General features: G+C 34.8%; 17 protein-coding genes and 1 tRNA gene. 16 read left to right on the top strand and 2 right to left on the bottom strand.

From position 1 onward, the window contains the following. The first annotated feature begins 75 nt into the window (after window positions 1-75). Together truA and ABJ955_RS02135 are read left to right on the top strand one after the other, a co-directional pair. A complete protein-coding gene (truA, locus tag ABJ955_RS02140) occupies window positions 76-837 on the top strand; it encodes a tRNA pseudouridine(38-40) synthase TruA (protein WP_347372957.1) in 762 nt (253 codons plus the stop codon). A 23-nt stretch (window positions 838-860) separates the two neighbouring features. Then, a complete protein-coding gene (locus tag ABJ955_RS02135; RefSeq protein ID WP_347372956.1) occupies window positions 861-2627 on the top strand; it encodes an ABC transporter ATP-binding protein in 1767 nt (588 codons plus the stop codon). On the opposite strand, the gene cdaA is transcribed toward ABJ955_RS02135, so the two are convergent. Continuing rightward, window positions 2624-3403: a diadenylate cyclase CdaA gene (gene cdaA, locus ABJ955_RS02130; RefSeq protein WP_347372955.1), complete on the bottom strand. Its 780-nt coding sequence runs from the start codon at window positions 3401-3403 to the stop codon at window positions 2624-2626. The genes ABJ955_RS02135 and cdaA overlap by 4 nt on opposite strands. Before the next feature lie 77 nt (window positions 3404-3480). Next, window positions 3481-4263 (bottom strand): dihydropteroate synthase, encoded by a 783-nt coding sequence (gene folP / locus ABJ955_RS02125; protein WP_347372954.1) that lies wholly within the window; start codon window positions 4261-4263, stop codon window positions 3481-3483. 110 nt (window positions 4264-4373) lie between these two features. Between folP and ABJ955_RS02120 the strand changes: the two genes are divergently transcribed. From ABJ955_RS02120 to ABJ955_RS02055, 14 genes are all read left to right on the top strand, one after another. Beyond that, complete coding sequence (locus ABJ955_RS02120) at window positions 4374-4913, top strand: DUF1599 domain-containing protein (RefSeq protein ID WP_347372953.1); 540 nt, start codon at window positions 4374-4376, stop codon at window positions 4911-4913. A gap of 48 nt (window positions 4914-4961) precedes the next feature. Beyond that, window positions 4962-6671 carry a BT_3928 family protein gene (locus ABJ955_RS02115; protein WP_347372952.1) on the top strand — a complete coding sequence of 570 codons (1710 nt, stop codon included), beginning with the start codon at window positions 4962-4964 and terminating at the stop codon, window positions 6669-6671. A gap of 7 nt (window positions 6672-6678) precedes the next feature. Then, on the top strand, window positions 6679-7755 hold the full coding sequence (locus tag ABJ955_RS02110) for an ABC transporter permease (protein WP_347372951.1): 1077 nt from the start codon (window positions 6679-6681) through the stop codon (window positions 7753-7755). A gap of 56 nt (window positions 7756-7811) precedes the next feature. Then, a complete protein-coding gene (locus ABJ955_RS02105) occupies window positions 7812-8288 on the top strand; it encodes a thioredoxin-like domain-containing protein (protein WP_347372950.1) in 477 nt (158 codons plus the stop codon). Further along, window positions 8285-9034, top strand: coding sequence for a triose-phosphate isomerase (gene tpiA, locus ABJ955_RS02100; protein WP_347372949.1), 750 nt, complete (start codon window positions 8285-8287; stop codon window positions 9032-9034). The genes ABJ955_RS02105 and tpiA overlap by 4 nt, the downstream gene beginning before the upstream one ends. Next, window positions 9034-9867, top strand: coding sequence for a 50S ribosomal protein L11 methyltransferase (prmA, locus tag ABJ955_RS02095; RefSeq protein ID WP_347372948.1), 834 nt, complete (start codon window positions 9034-9036; stop codon window positions 9865-9867). Before tpiA ends, prmA begins: the two co-directional genes overlap by 1 nt. Before the next feature lie 32 nt (window positions 9868-9899). Next, entirely contained in the window at window positions 9900-10175 is a 276-nt protein-coding gene (locus ABJ955_RS02090; protein ID WP_347372947.1) for an ATP-dependent Clp protease adaptor ClpS, read from the top strand. A 64-nt stretch (window positions 10176-10239) separates the two neighbouring features. Beyond that, window positions 10240-10313: transfer RNA gene (locus ABJ955_RS02085), tRNA-Arg, on the top strand. 55 nt (window positions 10314-10368) lie between these two features. Beyond that, window positions 10369-10881 carry an adenine phosphoribosyltransferase gene (locus ABJ955_RS02080; RefSeq protein ID WP_347372946.1) on the top strand — a complete coding sequence of 171 codons (513 nt, stop codon included), beginning with the start codon at window positions 10369-10371 and terminating at the stop codon, window positions 10879-10881. 314 nt (window positions 10882-11195) lie between these two features. Then, window positions 11196-12149, top strand: coding sequence for a calcium/sodium antiporter (locus tag ABJ955_RS02075; RefSeq protein ID WP_347372945.1), 954 nt, complete (start codon window positions 11196-11198; stop codon window positions 12147-12149). A gap of 138 nt (window positions 12150-12287) precedes the next feature. After that, window positions 12288-14474, top strand: a complete 2187-nt coding sequence (locus ABJ955_RS02070) for a glutamine synthetase III (RefSeq protein WP_347372944.1) — start codon at window positions 12288-12290, stop codon at window positions 14472-14474. A gap of 504 nt (window positions 14475-14978) precedes the next feature. Beyond that, on the top strand, window positions 14979-15833 hold the full coding sequence (locus tag ABJ955_RS02065; protein ID WP_347372943.1) for a hypothetical protein: 855 nt from the start codon (window positions 14979-14981) through the stop codon (window positions 15831-15833). A 103-nt stretch (window positions 15834-15936) separates the two neighbouring features. Continuing rightward, a complete protein-coding gene (locus ABJ955_RS02060) occupies window positions 15937-16467 on the top strand; it encodes a hypothetical protein (RefSeq protein WP_347372942.1) in 531 nt (176 codons plus the stop codon). Between the two features lie 6 nt (window positions 16468-16473). After that, window positions 16474-17265: a CsgE family curli-type amyloid fiber assembly protein gene (locus tag ABJ955_RS02055; RefSeq protein ID WP_347372941.1), complete on the top strand. Its 792-nt coding sequence runs from the start codon at window positions 16474-16476 to the stop codon at window positions 17263-17265. The last annotated feature ends 17 nt before the right edge of the window (window positions 17266-17282 follow it).

Here is a 17282-nt window from a genome sequence, read left to right as displayed (position 1 = left end):
GTATTAAGTTTTTTAAAGTTATAACAGAAATGCTGACTTGTAAATTGTAATTTTGTAACTCTGAAAAAAGACGAAGTGCGATATTTTATAGAAATAACCTATAAAGGGAAAAATTATTTTGGATGGCAACGCCAACCCACTGAAATTAGTGTACAACAGGTTTTAGAAGAGACGCTGTCTACACTGCTTCGCACAGAGATTAAAATCACAGGTGCTGGAAGAACCGATACAGGGGTGCATGCAAAACAGCTATTCGCTCATTTTGATTTTGAATTAATTGAAAACATCCCAGCTTTTATTTTTAGACTAAATTCCTTTCTTCCGAAGGATGTTTCAATAAAAAACATTTTTAAAGTTAATGCAGATTCCCATGCTCGTTTTGATGCTGTAGAAAGGGAATATGAATATATAGTTTCGTTAGAGAAAGATCCTTTTTCACAGGATTTTGCTTTTCAAATAAACAAAACACCAAATGTGGCTTTAATGAATCAGGCTGCGGAAAAGCTATTACACCATAACGATTTTCAATGTTTTTCGCGCTCCAAAACGGATGTAAAGACGTACAATTGTACAATCGTAAAAGCTAATTGGGAAACCCAAAAAAATACACTTATTTTTACAATCGCTGCAGATCGTTTTTTGCGTAATATGGTTCGTGCTATTGTTGGGACCCTTTTGGATGTAGGTTATAAAAAAACTTCTTTAGAAGATTTTCAAGCAATATTAAACAGCAAGAATAGGGGGGAAGCAGGGGCTTCAGCACCAGCCCATGGCTTGTATTTAACCAAAGTTATTTATCCAAAAACAACTTTTGTATCACAGATTATAAAAGAATAATTTTCAATTCATCTAATTAAAAAGTGTCAGAAACTACAGGCAACGCATTCGACTTTTCTCTCTTTAAAAGACTTTTAGCTTTTACGCGGCCGTACCGCGCCATATTTTATTTTGTTGCTTTCGCCGCAATTATAATGTCTGGGCTCGCCGTTCTGCGTCCGTACCTTTTAGAATTAGCGATAGATAATTCCATGGTGCCAAAAGATGGCGAAGGTTTTATGAAGTACATCATTTTAATGATTGTGGTGCTGCTGTTGGAAGTTATTTTTCAATTCGCATTTATATTTTATACAAACTATCTAGGTCAAAGCGTCATCCGCGATATGCGCCAGAAACTCTTCCGTTTGATGATGAGTTTTAGAATGAAATATTTCGATAAAAGTGCCGTGGGAAGATTGACAACCCGCGCTGTGAATGATGTGGAAACCATCTCGAGTATTTTTAGTGAAGGACTTTTTATGATAATTAGCGATCTGCTAAAAATGCTTGTAATTGCTGGGTTTATGCTTTATCAAAGTTGGCGATTGTCGTTGATTGTTTTTATTGTTTTGCCTTTTATTTTGTATGCAACCAGAGTATTTCAAAAGGCGATGAAAGTAGCATTTGAAGATGTTCGCAACCAAGTTGCTAACCTGAACACTTTTGTGCAAGAGCGTATTACCGGGATGAAAATAGTTCAAATATTTACCCGAGAAAAAACCGAATACGATCGTTTTCAAGAAATTAATAAAAACCATAGAAAGGCATGGATAAAAACAGTTTGGTATAACTCTATTTTCTTTCCCATTGCTGAAATGACGGGAGCTGTAGCAACAGGGTTGGTGGTTTGGTATGGAGGCTTAAACGTGATTGGTGGTGGCGTGGTTACACTTGGTATTATTACTGCGTTTATTCAATATGCCGAAATGCTTTTTAGACCGCTTCGGCAGATTGCAGATAAATTTAATACCCTGCAAATGGGAATGGTTGCTGCGAATCGTGTTTTTGGAATTCTCGATACCAAATCGCATATTGCAGATACTGGAACCATAGATTATGTGAGCACTAAAGGTGAAATTGAATTTAAAACGGTGCATTTTGGGTATAATGATGATGAGGAAGTAATAAAAGGAATTTCCTTTAAAGCAAACCCAGGTGAAACCATTGCTATTGTTGGCGCTACAGGAGCTGGAAAAAGTACAATTATCAATCTTTTGAATCGTTTTTATGAAATTAAAAGCGGTGAAATTTTGATTGATGGAATTTCCGTAAAAGACTATAAGCTTGCCACACTAAGAAACCAGATTGCCGTGGTTTTGCAGGATGTTTTTCTTTTTGCAGATTCTATTTTAAATAATATTACACTTAATAACCCAAACATATCTGAAGCTGAGGTAATAGCTGCAGCTAAGGAAATTGGGGTTCATAAATTTATAGCGTCGCTTCCCGAAGGTTATCATTATAATGTAAAGGAGCGTGGTAGTATGCTTTCATCAGGACAGCGGCAATTAATTTCTTTCCTTCGCGCCTATGTAAGTAACCCCAGTGTTTTAGTGCTTGATGAAGCGACTTCTTCTGTAGATACATATTCTGAAGAGATGATTCAAACAGCTACAGATAAAATCACGAAAGGACGTACTTCAATAGTAATTGCACATAGATTGGCAACAATAAAAAAAGCGGATAAGATTATAGTGATGGATGCGGGGAAAATTGTTGAAGAAGGCACACACAAAGAATTACTAAAACTTGAAAAAGGCTTTTATAGAAATCTATACGAAGTTCAGTTTATGGCTGAGGAAACAATCTAGTTTAAACTTAAATCTTTTTTCAAGATCTTCATAAGATCATCAGTCGTATCAAAAAGCACAAAATCGCCATCTTTTAAATAGGAAATCTGCCCATTTTCTTCGGAAACAACTATGCAAACTGCATCTGTTTTTTCAGAAATACCAACAGCTGCACGATGTCTAAGCCCAAAGCGTAATGGAATTTTTCGATCGTTTGAAACCGGTAGTATAACACGCGTTGCGGTAATTCGGTTTTCTTCAATAACCATTGCCCCATCATGCAAGGGGCTATTTTTAAAAAAAATACTTTCTATAATAGGTTGATTTACTTCTAGATTCATCTCATCTCCAGTGTTTTTAACAAAATCGAGGCTATTGTTTCGTTGCAAAACAATCAGAGCACCCGTGCTAGAAGCGGCCATTTTCTTACATGCGGCAAGTATCCCTTCTAGGTTGGTTTTAATTCCAGACTCCTTTTCTAATAAATTAAAACGTTTAAAAAACCGACGTCGCGCATTAAAATTTGTGGAGCCTAACAACAATAAAAATTTCCGTATTTCTTGCTGGAAAACTACGATTAATGCAAACATGCCCACACCAAGAAAGCCGCCAAGAATCTTGCTTAAAAGCTCCATTTCTAATAATTGGGTAACTATATAAATAGCATATACAATAATAATTCCCACCAGTATATTGATGGCTACGGTACCTTTTACCAAGTTATAGAGGTAGTACAGCAGAAACGCAACAAGCACTATATCTACAATATCTATAATTCGAATGTCGAGAAAATCCAAAGGTGTTCGTTTTTTTGTAAAAGTACTTTAAAAATTGATTCTATTGAAACCACTGTAATTATTGTTTTATAATTTCATTACTCACTACTAGCCTTTAATTTCATCCAGAGTTTTACACATTCGTTAGCTTCCTTTACATCGTGAACCCGAAGTATAGCAGTTCCTTTTGAAAGTGCAATTGTGTTTAATGAGGTGGTTCCATTCAAGGCATTTTTAGCTGAAATTTCCAAAGTTTTGTATATCATTGATTTTCGTGAAATTCCTACTAAATTTGGGATTTCTAGATTTTGAAAGAGTTCAAGCTTATTCAAAAGTTCAAAACTTTGTTCGCTTGTTTTCGCAAAGCCAAAACCTGGATCGGCAATAATATCAGTTATTCCTTCCGCTCTAGCGCGTGCAATTTTTTCAGATAAATCTTTTATAACTTCAACTGTTACATTTTTGTATTCCGTTAATCTCGTCATCGTTTTTGGAGTGCCGCGCATATGCATCAAAACATAAGGAACTTTTAATTTTCCAACGGTTTTATACATTTTTGGATCCAAGACACCGCCAGAAACGTCATTTACTATCGCTGCTCCAGCATATACGGCCTTTTTCGCAACTTCACTCCTAAAAGTATCCACGGAAATTAAAGCTTCTGGAATTTTTTTTAGGATTGCTTCTATTGCTTTAACCACTCTTTTTGATTCTTCTTTTTCTGAAATATCAGTAGCGCTAGGGCGTGTGCTATAGCCGCCAATATCTAGAAAAGTGGCTCCTTCAGCGAGCATTTTCTCGGCTTGAGTTAAAATTTCTTTTTCAGTGAATGTTATTCCGCCGTCATAAAAAGAATCGGGTGTAACGTTAATTATGCCCATTACTTTTGGAACGGAAAGATCAATGAGGCTACCTTTACAATTAAGAGTGTGCAATTTTTTTTAAATTGATATATTTAAGCGAAATTTACGCAAAATCTTACAAATCACTCATGGCGGATACTTCAAATCAATACAACGATCAGATTGAAAAATGCAGGGGGCTGTTTATCAGTAAAATGCATGATTATGGCAGCGCATGGCGTATTCTTAGACTACCATCCTTAACGGATCAAATTTTTATTAAAGCACAACGTATTCGTGGTTTGCAAGAAAATATTGAGCAAAAAATTGCCGAAGATGAAACAAGTGAATTTATAGGAATTGTAAATTATTCTATAATGGCGCTGATTCAATTAGAAAAAGGAGTTGTGGAACAACCAGATTTTTCTATAGAAGAAGCAACGCAACTTTATGATGAACAAGTTGTAAAAACCAAGCAACTCATGCTGGATAAAAATCATGATTATGGAGAAGCGTGGCGTGAAATGCGTGTAAGTTCATTGACAGACTTAATACTTCAGAAAATACTTCGTGTAAAACAAATTGAAAATAACAGTGGAAAAACACTTGTTTCTGAAGGGATTGATGCCAATTATCAAGACATGATAAATTACGCTGTTTTTGCATTGATACATCTGGATGCTAAATAACGAACCAAGAATTAAAAGCTAGGAAAGTAGAATTAAGAAATTATAAAAATGAAAATACTAGTAGGAATATCAAGAATTATTGTCGGAGTACTTTTTATTATCAGCGGGTTGATAAAGTTGAACGATCCCGTTGGGTTTTCATTTAAGCTGAAAGATTATTTTGCGCCTGAAGTTTTAGACCTTGAATTCTTGGTGCCATACGCCTTATTAATTGCAATTTTTGTTGTTATTTTTGAGGTATTGCTGGGCGTTGCATTGCTTTTAGGGTATCTGAAAAAATTTACACTTTGGAGCCTTTTGCTAATGATTGTGTTTTTTACGTTTCTCACTTTTTATTCGGCATATTTCAATAAGGTGACCGATTGTGGATGCTTTGGAGATGCAATAAAGCTAACCCCTTGGGAATCTTTCACCAAGGATATTATACTGTTAGTTTTAATTTTAATTCTTTTCTTTGGCAGTAAATACATTCGCCCATTCTTTACAAAAGGATTGCGTAGTATCTTTATACTCGCTTCATTTGTAGCCTGTCTTGGCGTAACGTATTATGTATTGCTGCACCTACCAATAATAGATTTTCGTCCGTATAAAATTGGCGCAAATATAACTGAAGGAATGTCTGTTCCTAAAGATGCACCAGCTCCTGTTTTTGAATATAAATGGAAATTTAAAATCGATGGCGAAGAAAAAATTATTATTACAAATGGTGAATACCCACAAGTGGATGGTGAATTGATAGGCACGGAAACCGAAATGATTCAAGAAGGGTATGAGCCACCAATCCATGATTTTACAATGGAGCGTGATGGGGAGGATTTTACTGCACAATTTTTGGAAGAAGAAAACCTTGTAATTGTAATTGCATATAGCCTTGGAAATACCGAAAAAGACGGCTATATTCCTATAAAAACCGCCACGGATAAAGCAATAAAAAACGGTTATAATGTAATTGGTCTTTCGGCTTCTTCGCAAGAAATGACGGAAGCACTTGTAGCTGAATACAAACTAAATTTCAAGTTTTATTTCTGTGATGAAACCACTTTAAAAACGATTGTGAGAAGTAATCCAGGGATTTTAGAATTGGATAATGGAACTATAAAACAAAAACTTCACTGGAACGATATTCATAAATTAGCACTTCCCGTAGTTGAAAATGCAAAACCAAAGTTGGATCTTTCGTTAAAACAACGTCTGGATAGTATTGCGGTTCTCGATCAAAAATACCGATCGTTGATGCAAACTAGATCTTTAGAAGAAAGAAAAAAGTTAGGCGAAAAAATGGGGCTTTCTGAAGCAGAGTATAGTGGCGATCTTGTAGGAATGCAAAGTGTGTTAGATAGTGTAAATATGATTTTCGTTGAAAAATATTTAAGAGAAAAGGGCTATCCAGGTAAATCGGTTGTTGGAGAAGAATCTAGCCTCGTTGCATGGAACGTTTTACAGCACAATCCAGAGAAAATACCGCTGTTTTTACCTTTGGTGAAAAAAGCTGCGGCAGCAAATGAAATTCCAAAAACTTCTGCTGCAATGATGGAAGATCGGTATTTAATGATGGAAGGAAAGTTGCAAATTTACGGAACACAAGGAATGACGTTTGATGATGAAAGAGGGTCTTTTATTTGGCCAATAGAAAATGCTGAAACCGTAAACCAACGAAGAAAAGAAGCTGGTTTTGATGAAACCATCGAAGCCTATTCAAAGATACTTTTCGGAGCCGATTTTGAATACGAGCCACGAACTTTGGAGCAAATAAAATAATAAAATTTTGGTACGTTACATACTTCAAAAATTAGGATACGCACTGTTGACGTTGGTTGGAGTTGTAACCGTAATTTTTCTTCTTTTTACAATCCTTCCTGGCGATCCCGCACGGATGATGTTGGGGCAAAATGAAACTGCTGAACAACTTGCCATTGTGAAAAAAAAGTATGGTTTTGATCAACCTGTTTCTGTGCAATACCTGCGGTATATAAACGATTTATCGCCTATTTCATTTCACAGTAAAAACATAGATGATTACACCTTTCTTTCTAAAAAAAAATATAGCGCAGCAACCCTTTTTTCCATAGCAAATACTACTGTCGCTTTAAAATTCCCATATTTGCGTGAGTCATTTCAAAAGAATGGAAAAAAAGTAAGTGAGGTTATTGCTGAAACATTGCCAAATACATTTGTTTTAGCGGTTTCAGCAATTGTTATTGCAATGCTTATGGGAGTGTTTCTGGGAGTTGTTTCCGTGCTTTTTAAAGATAGATTTTTAGATAAATTTATCCAATTAACAAGTACGCTTGGCATGAGTGTACCTTCATTTTTTAGCGCCATTATTTTTGCATGGATTTTTGGATTTTTGCTGCATGAATACACAAATTTAAATATGACTGGAAGCTTGTATGAAGTAGATGATTTTGGAAACGGAAAACACATTCAATGGAAAAATTTAATACTTCCAGCAATCGTTCTAGGAATACGTCCGCTGGCAGTTGTAAGTCAATTAATGCGGAATTCATTACTCGAAGTTTTAAACCAAGATTACATTCGTACTGCAAAAGCAAAAGGTCTTTCTTCGTATCAGGTTATTAGAAAACATGCACTTAAAAATTCGTTAAACCCTGTTGTTACAGCAATTTCAGGATGGTTCGCTTCCATGTTGGCAGGTGCAGTTTTTGTGGAGTATATATTTGGGTGGAATGGTTTGGGGAAAGAAATTGTCAATGCCTTAAACACATTAGATTTGCCCATAATTATGGGTTCTGTGCTGGTAATAGCCACATTGTTTATTTTAATCAATATTTTTGTCGATATTATTTATGGCTGGCTGGATCCTAAAATTAGTAGGCAATAATTTTTTTTGTAATGGTATAGGATGTAGCGAATGCCAGTTAATTAAAATTAATTTTTATGAAAACAATCGTTGTCTTTTTATTATTTGTCGCTTTCGCGCAAGCACAACAAACCTCTTTTACTGAAGAAGCTTTGGGTGAAAAATTTCTTTCAGAAAACAATGAAGAAATTTCGCTTTTAGAAATTTTGAAGCAATACCAAGGTAAAACCATTTTTATAGATATTTGGGCTAGTTGGTGTAAAGATTGTATTGTTGGAATGCCAAAAGTTCAAAACCTTCGTAAAGAAAATCCAGAAATCGTGTTTCTATTTCTTTCCTTAGATAAGGAAACGAGTAGTTGGAAAAACGGTATTAAAAAATATAATGTTGTTGGTGAAAATTATTTTATTAAAGAAGGTTGGAAAGGCAAATTTTGTTCTTCCATAGACCTGGACTGGATTCCTCGATATATGGTTGTTAATCCAAAGGGAGAAATTAGTCTCTACAAAGCCATTGAAACGAATGACGAAAACCTTATAAAAGCATTAAAATGAGAAAAAATATAGTAGCAGGAAACTGGAAAATGAATAACGATTTAGCCGAAACTGAAATGTTTTTGGTTGATTTAAAGAAGCAAGTATTTCCAGAAGATGTAGCGGTAATGGTGGCTCCACCATTTACAAGTTTACATCATACATTCAATTCGTTGCGGGAACATCCTGTAACAATCGCAGCACAAAATATGCATCAAAGTAATGAAGGTGCTTTCACTGGCGAAGTTTCAGCTAAAATGCTTAAAAGTGTAGGTGTAAGCACTGTTATTTTGGGGCATAGCGAACGCCGTGCTTTTTTTAATGAAGATGGGAGTTTGCTTGCTGAAAAAGTAAATACAGCCTTAGAAAATAAAATGACTCTTATTTTTTGTATAGGAGAAGAGTTGGCAGATAGAAAAGCTGAGAATCATTTTTCATTAATTAATAGACAGCTTTCAGAAGGGCTTTTTCATATTTCTGAAGCGGCATGGGAAAATGTAATTATTGCATACGAACCCGTTTGGGCGATTGGCACCGGCGAAACTGCGAGCCCTGAACAGGCGCAGGAAATGCACCAATATATCAGAAAACTTATTAATGAAAATTATAATGAAACGATTGCAAAAAAAGTTTCGATACTTTATGGTGGAAGTGTAAAACCAGATAATGCCGCTGAAATCTTTGGGCAGGCAGACGTTGATGGTGGCTTAATTGGCGGCGCTTCGCTAAAAGTAGCTAGTTTTATGAAAATTGTAAATGCATTTTAATGTCACAGATTTATTTAGGATACGACTTTAAGGTAACTCCGCTCCAACCAGGAACAGAGATTCTGATTGCTGAATTGGGTTATGCGGGTTTTGAAAGTTTTGTGGAAACCGAAGATGGAGTTACGGCATACATTCAAAAAGAAGAGTGGAATGCTGCTATTTTGGAAAACATAAACATCCTTCAATCAGAGGAATTTAAAATTACCCACACTTTTTCAGAAATTGAACAAATAAACTGGAATGCAGAATGGGAAAAGAATTTTGACCCCATTGAAGTAGCTGGTAAATGCACTGTTAGAGCGCCATTTCACCCGGTTAAAAATTTTGAATATGAAATCGTGATAGAGCCTAAAATGTCTTTCGGAACAGGGCATCACGAAACTACTTTTATGATGCTTCAGTTTATACTAGAAAACAATTTTGAAGGAAAATCAGTTCTAGATATGGGTTGTGGCACTGCAGTTTTAGCGATATTAGCTGAAATGCGCGGGGCTTCAAAACTAGACGCAATAGATATTGATGAATGGTGTTTTGAAAATTCTGCTGAAAACATAGAAAGGAATAATTGCAAAAACATTTCTGTCTATCTCGGGGATGCTTCCTTGCTAAGCGGTAGAAAGTATGACGTTATTATAGCCAATATAAACCGAAACATACTATTAAACGATATGCAAACCTATTGCAGAAGTTTAAACGATAATGGAGCTCTTTATTTAAGCGGATTTTATAAAGAAGACTTACCCATCATCACAGAAAGTTGCAATAATTTAGGCCTTAGTTTCGTTGAAAACAAAGAGAAAAATAAATGGGTTGCCGCTAAGTTTACTAATTAGTAAATTTAGTTTTTTTAGAATTATATAAAATTATGAGTACCAAGGAAAAGATTCAGGAAGATGTTTCGGTTGTTGAAAAAGAAAGCAATCAAAATGAAATTGTGCTTTACAATGACGATGTAAACACATTCGATCATGTAATAAATAGCTTAATATTTGCTTGTGAGCATACCCCAGAGCAAGCAGAACAATGTTCTATCATTGTTCATTATAAGGGGAAGTGCACTGTTAAAACAGGTGTTTTCAAGGAGTTAAAGCCACGATGTACGATGCTTTTGGAAGCTGGTTTGAGTGCCGAAATAATTTAATAAATATTTTTTTAAAATGGTTGTTTTAATGTGAGCTATTTTTTTTACATTTGCACCCCAATATGGCCTTGTGGCGCAACTGAATAGCGCACCTGATTACGGCTCAGGAGGTTCCAGGTTTGAATCCTGGCAAGGTCACTATAAAATTCCGGACTTTTTAAGTTCGGATTTTTTTTTGATTATTTTTAACCAGATGGATATAGAAAAATACATTCGGAATATAGCTGATTTTCCTAAGCAGGGTATTCAGTTTAAAGATATTACTCCTTTACTAGCTAATAAAGATGCTTCAGCACAATGCTTAGAAAACTTACTGCAATTGGTAGGAGGTCAAAAAATTGATAAGGTTGTTGGAATCGAGTCTCGGGGTTTTTTCTTCGGCACATTACTGGCGCAAAAGCTTAATGCAGGCTTTATACCTATTAGAAAACCAGGAAAACTTCCTTATACAACTTTAAAAGAGTCGTATCAATTAGAGTACGGAATGGATGCGCTTGAAATTCATGAAGATGCTATTAAAAAAGGGGATCGTGTTTTGCTACATGATGATGTTTTGGCAACTGGTGGTACTGCAAGCGCAGCATGTAGTTTGATTGAAAAATTGGGTGGAGAAATTGTACAATGTAATTTTTTGATTGAATTAAAAGGCTTAAATGGAATTCAAAAATTAAAAAAGCATATAGTGAATTCACTGCTTCAATATTAATCTAATGCGTTTTTTGTCACCCATAATTTATAAGCGAAAATAGCCATTTGGAGCTTTGAAGCGCTTTCTAGGTTTACACCTTGCTTCGTAAAACTAGGCAAAACTTTTCTGTTTACTTTTGATAGTATTTTAAAAATATTCTTTTTCACAGCGGGTTATATTTCATCTGAAATTACACAATTTAGAACAATCTTTATTTAAAAAGAAGTTAAAATAGCATCGGTATTTTCTACCTATTAAAACTTTAAGAAGAGTATTGAATAGCTATTTATTTCATTTCGGTATTTAGTATCTTCGCAGCCAAATCATAGTATATGGAGTATTTATATGTTTTTTTAGGACTGGTGTTATTGGTAGTTGGGGGTGAATTTTTAGTTCGTTCATCTGTTGCACTTTCTTTTAGGCTCCATATTTCTAAGATGGTAATAGGGTTAACGGTTGTTTCTTTTGCAACTTCTGCTCCTGAACTATTAGTAAGTCTTCAAGCTGCACTAAATGGATTTTCAGATATTTCCTTAGGAAACGTAATAGGTTCAAACATTGCAAATATAGGGTTGGTGCTTGGAATTACTGCAATTATTTCACCTTTGGCAATCGATAAAGGTTTTTATAAGTTGAATTGGCCGGTAATGATGGTGCTTTCTGTTGCGTTGTATTTTATCCTAAAAAGCGGTAAGGTGATAACACGTTCAGAAGGTGTTGCTTTATTATTGATGCTTTTAGTGTATCTCTGGGTTTTAATTAAACACGCAAAGAACGAAAGAAGCACCATGCCTGTTGATGACAGTATTGATGAAGGCTTATCTAAAACTTCAAACTTTAAAATAATTGTTTGGTTACTAATAGGAGGGGTTTCGCTGTATGCAGGAAGTGAATTCTTGGTGAATGGCGCTGTGACTTTGGCTGAAGGCTTTGGTGTAAGTGAACGCGTAATTGCCGTTACCATGATTGCGGTAGGCACAAGCATCCCAGAGTTAGCGGCTTCAGTTATAGCAGCACTTAAAAAGGAAAAAGCTATTTCTCTTGGAAACCTTATTGGGTCAAACATATTCAATATTTCTTCTGTGTTGGGAATAACGGCCATAATTCAACCTATTTTCGTTAAAAGTGAAGAGGTGCTTACAAATGATATTTTTTGGATGATTGGTTTTTCTGCAATTATACTTCCTTTAATATTCCTGCCTAAATCCTATCAGCTTGGGCGCAAAAGAGGAATTTTATTAGTTGCTGCCTATGCGATTTTTATTGGAATGACTATATTAAAATAATACATTGCAAAACCACCCCTATAATTTTAGGGGGTGTTTGTGTTTTTTTTATGTTTTAAGCGAATTAAATTAAAAAAATAGGGGGTCGTTTTTGTTTTTTATATATTTTTGCACGGTCGAATCAATAAAACCAAAACAATGCCTACTTTAAGATTTCATGCCATTAAGGAAACTTATAAAAGAGTTCCTGTTCCAGTTACAGAACCAGAAAGACGTTCCGAAATTTTTGGAAAAAACGTGTTCAATGAAGGTGCAATGCGCCAATACCTTACAAAAGATTCTTTTAAAAGTGTTATGGATGCCATTGAAAATGGGTCTAAAATAGAACGCCATATTGCAGATCACATCTCTACAGGGATGAAAGAATGGGCAATTGGAAAAGGCGCTACGCATTACACACACTGGTTTCAACCATTAACTGGTGCAACAGCTGAAAAGCATGATGCCTTTTTTGAAACAATAGATAATGGTCAGGCTATTGAAAAATTTGGTGGAGGACAATTAGTACAACAAGAACCTGATGCTTCAAGTTTCCCAAATGGTGGCATTAGAAATACATTTGAAGCCAGAGGGTATACCGCTTGGGATCCAACATCGCCTGCTTTTGTGTACGGAACTACCTTGTGTATACCAACGGTTTTTGTTTCTTATACAGGAGAAGCATTAGATTATAAAACACCTTTGCTTCGTGCCTTACAATCTATTGATAACGCAGCGACTGCTGTGGCAAAATATTTCGATAAAAATGTAACTAAAGTAAACGCAACCTTAGGTTGGGAGCAGGAATATTTTCTAGTAGATAGTGCTTTGGCGGCTTCTCGACCAGATATTTCTTTGGCAGGTAGAACGTTGTTAGGGCATTCTTCAGCAAAAGGACAACAATTAGATGATCATTACTTTGGGTCGATCCCCTCAAGAGTGCTTAATTTTATGCGCCAATTGGAAACGGAGTGTATGTTGCTCGGTATTCCTGTAAAAACGCGTCATAATGAAGTGGCACCAAACCAATTTGAGTTAGCTCCTATTTTTGAAGAAACTAATTTGGCAGTAGATCACAACTCCTTATTGATGGATTTAATGCATAAAGTTGCTGAAAAACATAACTTTAAGGTTCTGTTTCATGAAAAACCTTTTGCAAATGTAAACGGAAGTGGGAAGCATAATAACTGGTCTTTAGCTACAAATACAGGTGTTAACCTTCTAGGGCCAGGAAGTACACCAATGAAAAATCTTCAGTTTCTTACCTTCTTTATTAATACACTTAAAGCGGTTAATGAACACGAAGAATTATTGAGAGCATCGATTGCAAGCGCGAGTAATGATCACCGTTTGGGTGCAAATGAAGCTCCGCCAGCGATTATCTCTGCATTTATTGGTTCGCAGTTAACAGATGTGCTTGATGAGCTTGAAAAAGTTACCAGTGGTAAACTTTCACCTCAGGAAAAAACAGACCTTAAGTTAAATGTGGTTGGTAAAATTCCAGAAATTCTATTAGACAATACAGATAGAAATAGAACGTCTCCATTTGCTTTCACAGGAAATAAGTTTGAATTCCGTGCGGTAGGTTCAACTGCAAACTGTGCGAACCCAATGACTATCTTGAATGCGATTGTTGCAAGACAATTAATAGATTTCAAAGAAGAAGTTGATGCATTGATAAAAAATAAGAAGATGAAGAAGGATGATGCCATCTTCAATGTTCTTAAAGAGTATATAAAAGATTCGAAAAGGATTCGTTTTGAAGGTGATGGTTATGGTGAGGCATGGGAAAAGGAAGCTGCGAAGCGTGGTTTGAGCAATCATAAAACAACTCCTGAAGCATTGAAAGCGAAAGTTTCTAAAAAGACAATTTCACTTTTTGAAGGGCTTGGTATTATGAGTAAGGTAGAACTTGAAGCTCGTTATGAAATTGAAATGGAGGATTATGCAATGCGAATTCAAATAGAAGGACGTATTCTAGGTGATATTGCCCGAAACCATGTAATCCCAACAGCAATTCGTTATCAGAATATTTTGATTGAAAACGTTCGTGGCTTAAAAGATATATACGGAACGGACTTTAAAAAGCTATCTAAGGAACAGATGCTTCTAATTGAAGAGATTAGCGAGCATATTGCTAAAATCAACAAGGGAATTACCGATATGATAGAGGCGAGAAAGAAGTCTAATAAGCTAGTTAATATAGAAAAGAAGGCATTTGCTTATTGTGAAGATGTAAAACCATTTTTTGAAGTAATTCGTTACCATTGCGATAAGCTTGAACTTTTAGTGGATGATGAAATTTGGCCATTAACGAAATACAGAGAACTTTTGTTTACTAAGTAAATTTAACAAAAAATTAACATTTTACATTAAAAACCGATTAAGTGTATTTAGTCGGTTTTTTTATGTTATTCATCTAATAAAACATCAATTATTAACAAGAAAAACCCCTTGAGAAAAAGGGGTTTTCCCTATTCTTACTTTTTGATTTTCAAAACATTAGCGTAATGATTTTTTTTATCGCATCTTTGAATTGTGATTGGATGACAGCAATGTTTGAAGACACCTCTCCTCAATAATTGTTAAATAACAAAACGCTGCCCCTTAAATATTTTTTTGAATTTGATTGGCATATTTAATTGTCTAAAAGTTCAGAAAATTTAAACTCCTTAATTTAAAAATGTTCTTTAATATTTAAGAAGACCATTTTTTAAAATTCATAAACGGCCCCATAATTAAAGTAGGTTAATCATTTTATACTGATTGATCAAAAAATAAGGATTCATTTCCTTACTGTAAAGTAGAATTTTTTTTTTAATCAAATATTAATCTTTAAATCTTTAAATTATGAAAAAAGTAGTTTTTTGCGCAGTAGCGCTAATGGCCGGAACAGCAATGTTCGCACAATTCAATGACAGTAATGTTCTTCAAGTAGGGGTGTTAAATAATTCAGCTGTCAACCAACAAGGTTTGGTGAATGATTCTGATGTTATTCAATTTGGTCTTGCAAACAATTCCGCTGTAAATCAAATAGGAATAGCTAACGATTCAGATGTTTTACAAGTTGGAACGCTTAACACTTCTAGTGTTGATCAGCTTGGAATTCTTAACGATTCAGATGTTGTACAGTTAGGTCTTGGAAATGGATCAACTGTAGTTCAAATTGGTTTTTTGAATGATTCAGATGTCCTTCAAGTGGGTACTGGAAATATATCAGTTGTAGGTCAGCTGGGTATCTCTAATGATTCAGATGTTATTCAAATAGGCACTGGAAATGGATCGACTGTAACTCAAATTGGTCTTTTAAATGACTCGGATGTTCTTCAAATAGGAACAACAAATAGTTCTAGTGTAGATCAATTGGGAATTGCAAACACTTCTACAGTTACTCAACTTGGGGTGAGTAATTTCTCAGATGTTGACCAAACAGGTTTGTTTAATGATTCTGATGTTTTTCAACTTGGGTCAGGAAACATATCATTTGTAAGTCAATTAGGTATTGCTAACGATTCAGATGTAAACCAAATAGGTATTGGAAATATTAGTTTGGTTGCCCAAACAGGTATTCTTAATACTTCTTTAGTTAATCAATTGGGTGTTGCTAACTGGAGTATAGTTTCTCAAACTGGCCTTGGACACAATAGTGTTGTAAACCAAATTGGGATAGGTAATGGTTCTATAGTAGTTCAAAATAACCTATAAGGGGACTAAAATAAACAGTCGTATTTATAGCAAAAATAGTAAAACAGTAAGAGCATTTAACACATGCTCTTACGCTTTACTCAAACCGATTAAAAAGAAGAAGATGAAATGTATAATTAAAATAGCGATTGTTTTTTTGGTGGGGTTAATGAGTAGTTTTACTTATGCCCAAACATATAGAATAGATGATTCTTCAGCAGCCATTATTGCTACGCTTCAAAATAAACCAGAGCAGTTTAATAGCCTAACTTCCCAAACTGGTTCCCTCAGCAATACAAGAAGTGTTACTGCTTCAAATAATATTTACATTCAACAAGTAGGGAATAATAACGATGTTGTTTCGAGCACTCACTCTATTTATAGTGATATTGGGTTATTTCAAAAAGGGAATAATAATGAAGTTTTACTAGGTATAACTGCAGGTGTAATAAAAGAAACTCTGCTGCAAACCGGAATTAATAATAGTATTATTGATTTAAATGCAAAAGGGGCTATTTCGCATACCACGGCGGTCATCCAAAGAGGGGCCAACCAAAACCTTATCTTATTGGGGTCAAATTCTATATCGAATAATATGATAATTTCAATGCAAGGAAAAAAACAGACGATCCTTATTCGTAATATAATAAATTAAAATATTTTGCAGGCAAAAAATACACATACCATATTAATTATACTGGCCGTGGTGTTTACTAATTGTGGTTTTTCACAAGTATACAATACACAAGTAGCGGCAAAGATAGATATGCAACAATATGGCGATGTAATTCAGATTACAGGTTCTGCAATAAATAAAACATCTTCAAGTCAGAGTTTACGCTATATTCTTTCTGTGATTAAAAACAATTCTAGCAATTCAAATAATTCAAATAATAAGCAGCGTGGCCGTTTTGTTTTAGATTTAGGAGAAAAAAAGAACCTTTCCTCAACCACTATAAATAGTAAAGATAAGGATAGAATTATTATTCTTTTATTGGTTTATGATGAAAATGATAAGCTATTAGGAATGGAACGTATGGTAATAAATGGGACAGAGGAAGATCTAAAATTAGAAGACGCTGAAAACGAACAAAAAGAAAGCTTACGCAATACTTCCCCAGATGCATCTGAAAAAGAAGCTGATGGTGTAGTGTTAAGGGGTGTTGTTATAGAAGAAACGAAAACTAAGCCTGGTAGAGATTTTTATAAAATGTTTTACTCGCTATATGCTGCGAACAATGTAGATGGAGACGAAATAGTTACAGTAAAAGAAGTTTTAGCCATTAACAACAATACTAAAATAGAAATTTTTGTAGCTACTGAAAAAGTCGTTGAATTTTTTATAAGACCTCAAGACGAATATTTGAAAACAATGTCTGAAATTTCTATCAAGAGGGTTTATTGGTTTTTGCAAAAAATTAAACAAGATAAAAATCTTAAGAAATATTATTAGTCTCTTTCATTTTTTTT

This window comes from Aequorivita sp. Q41 (assembly GCF_039831855.1).
Lineage (GTDB): Bacteria > Bacteroidota > Bacteroidia > Flavobacteriales > Flavobacteriaceae > Aequorivita.
Note: the sequence above shows the minus strand (reverse complement) of the source record. Positions and strands in the feature narration are given on the sequence as shown.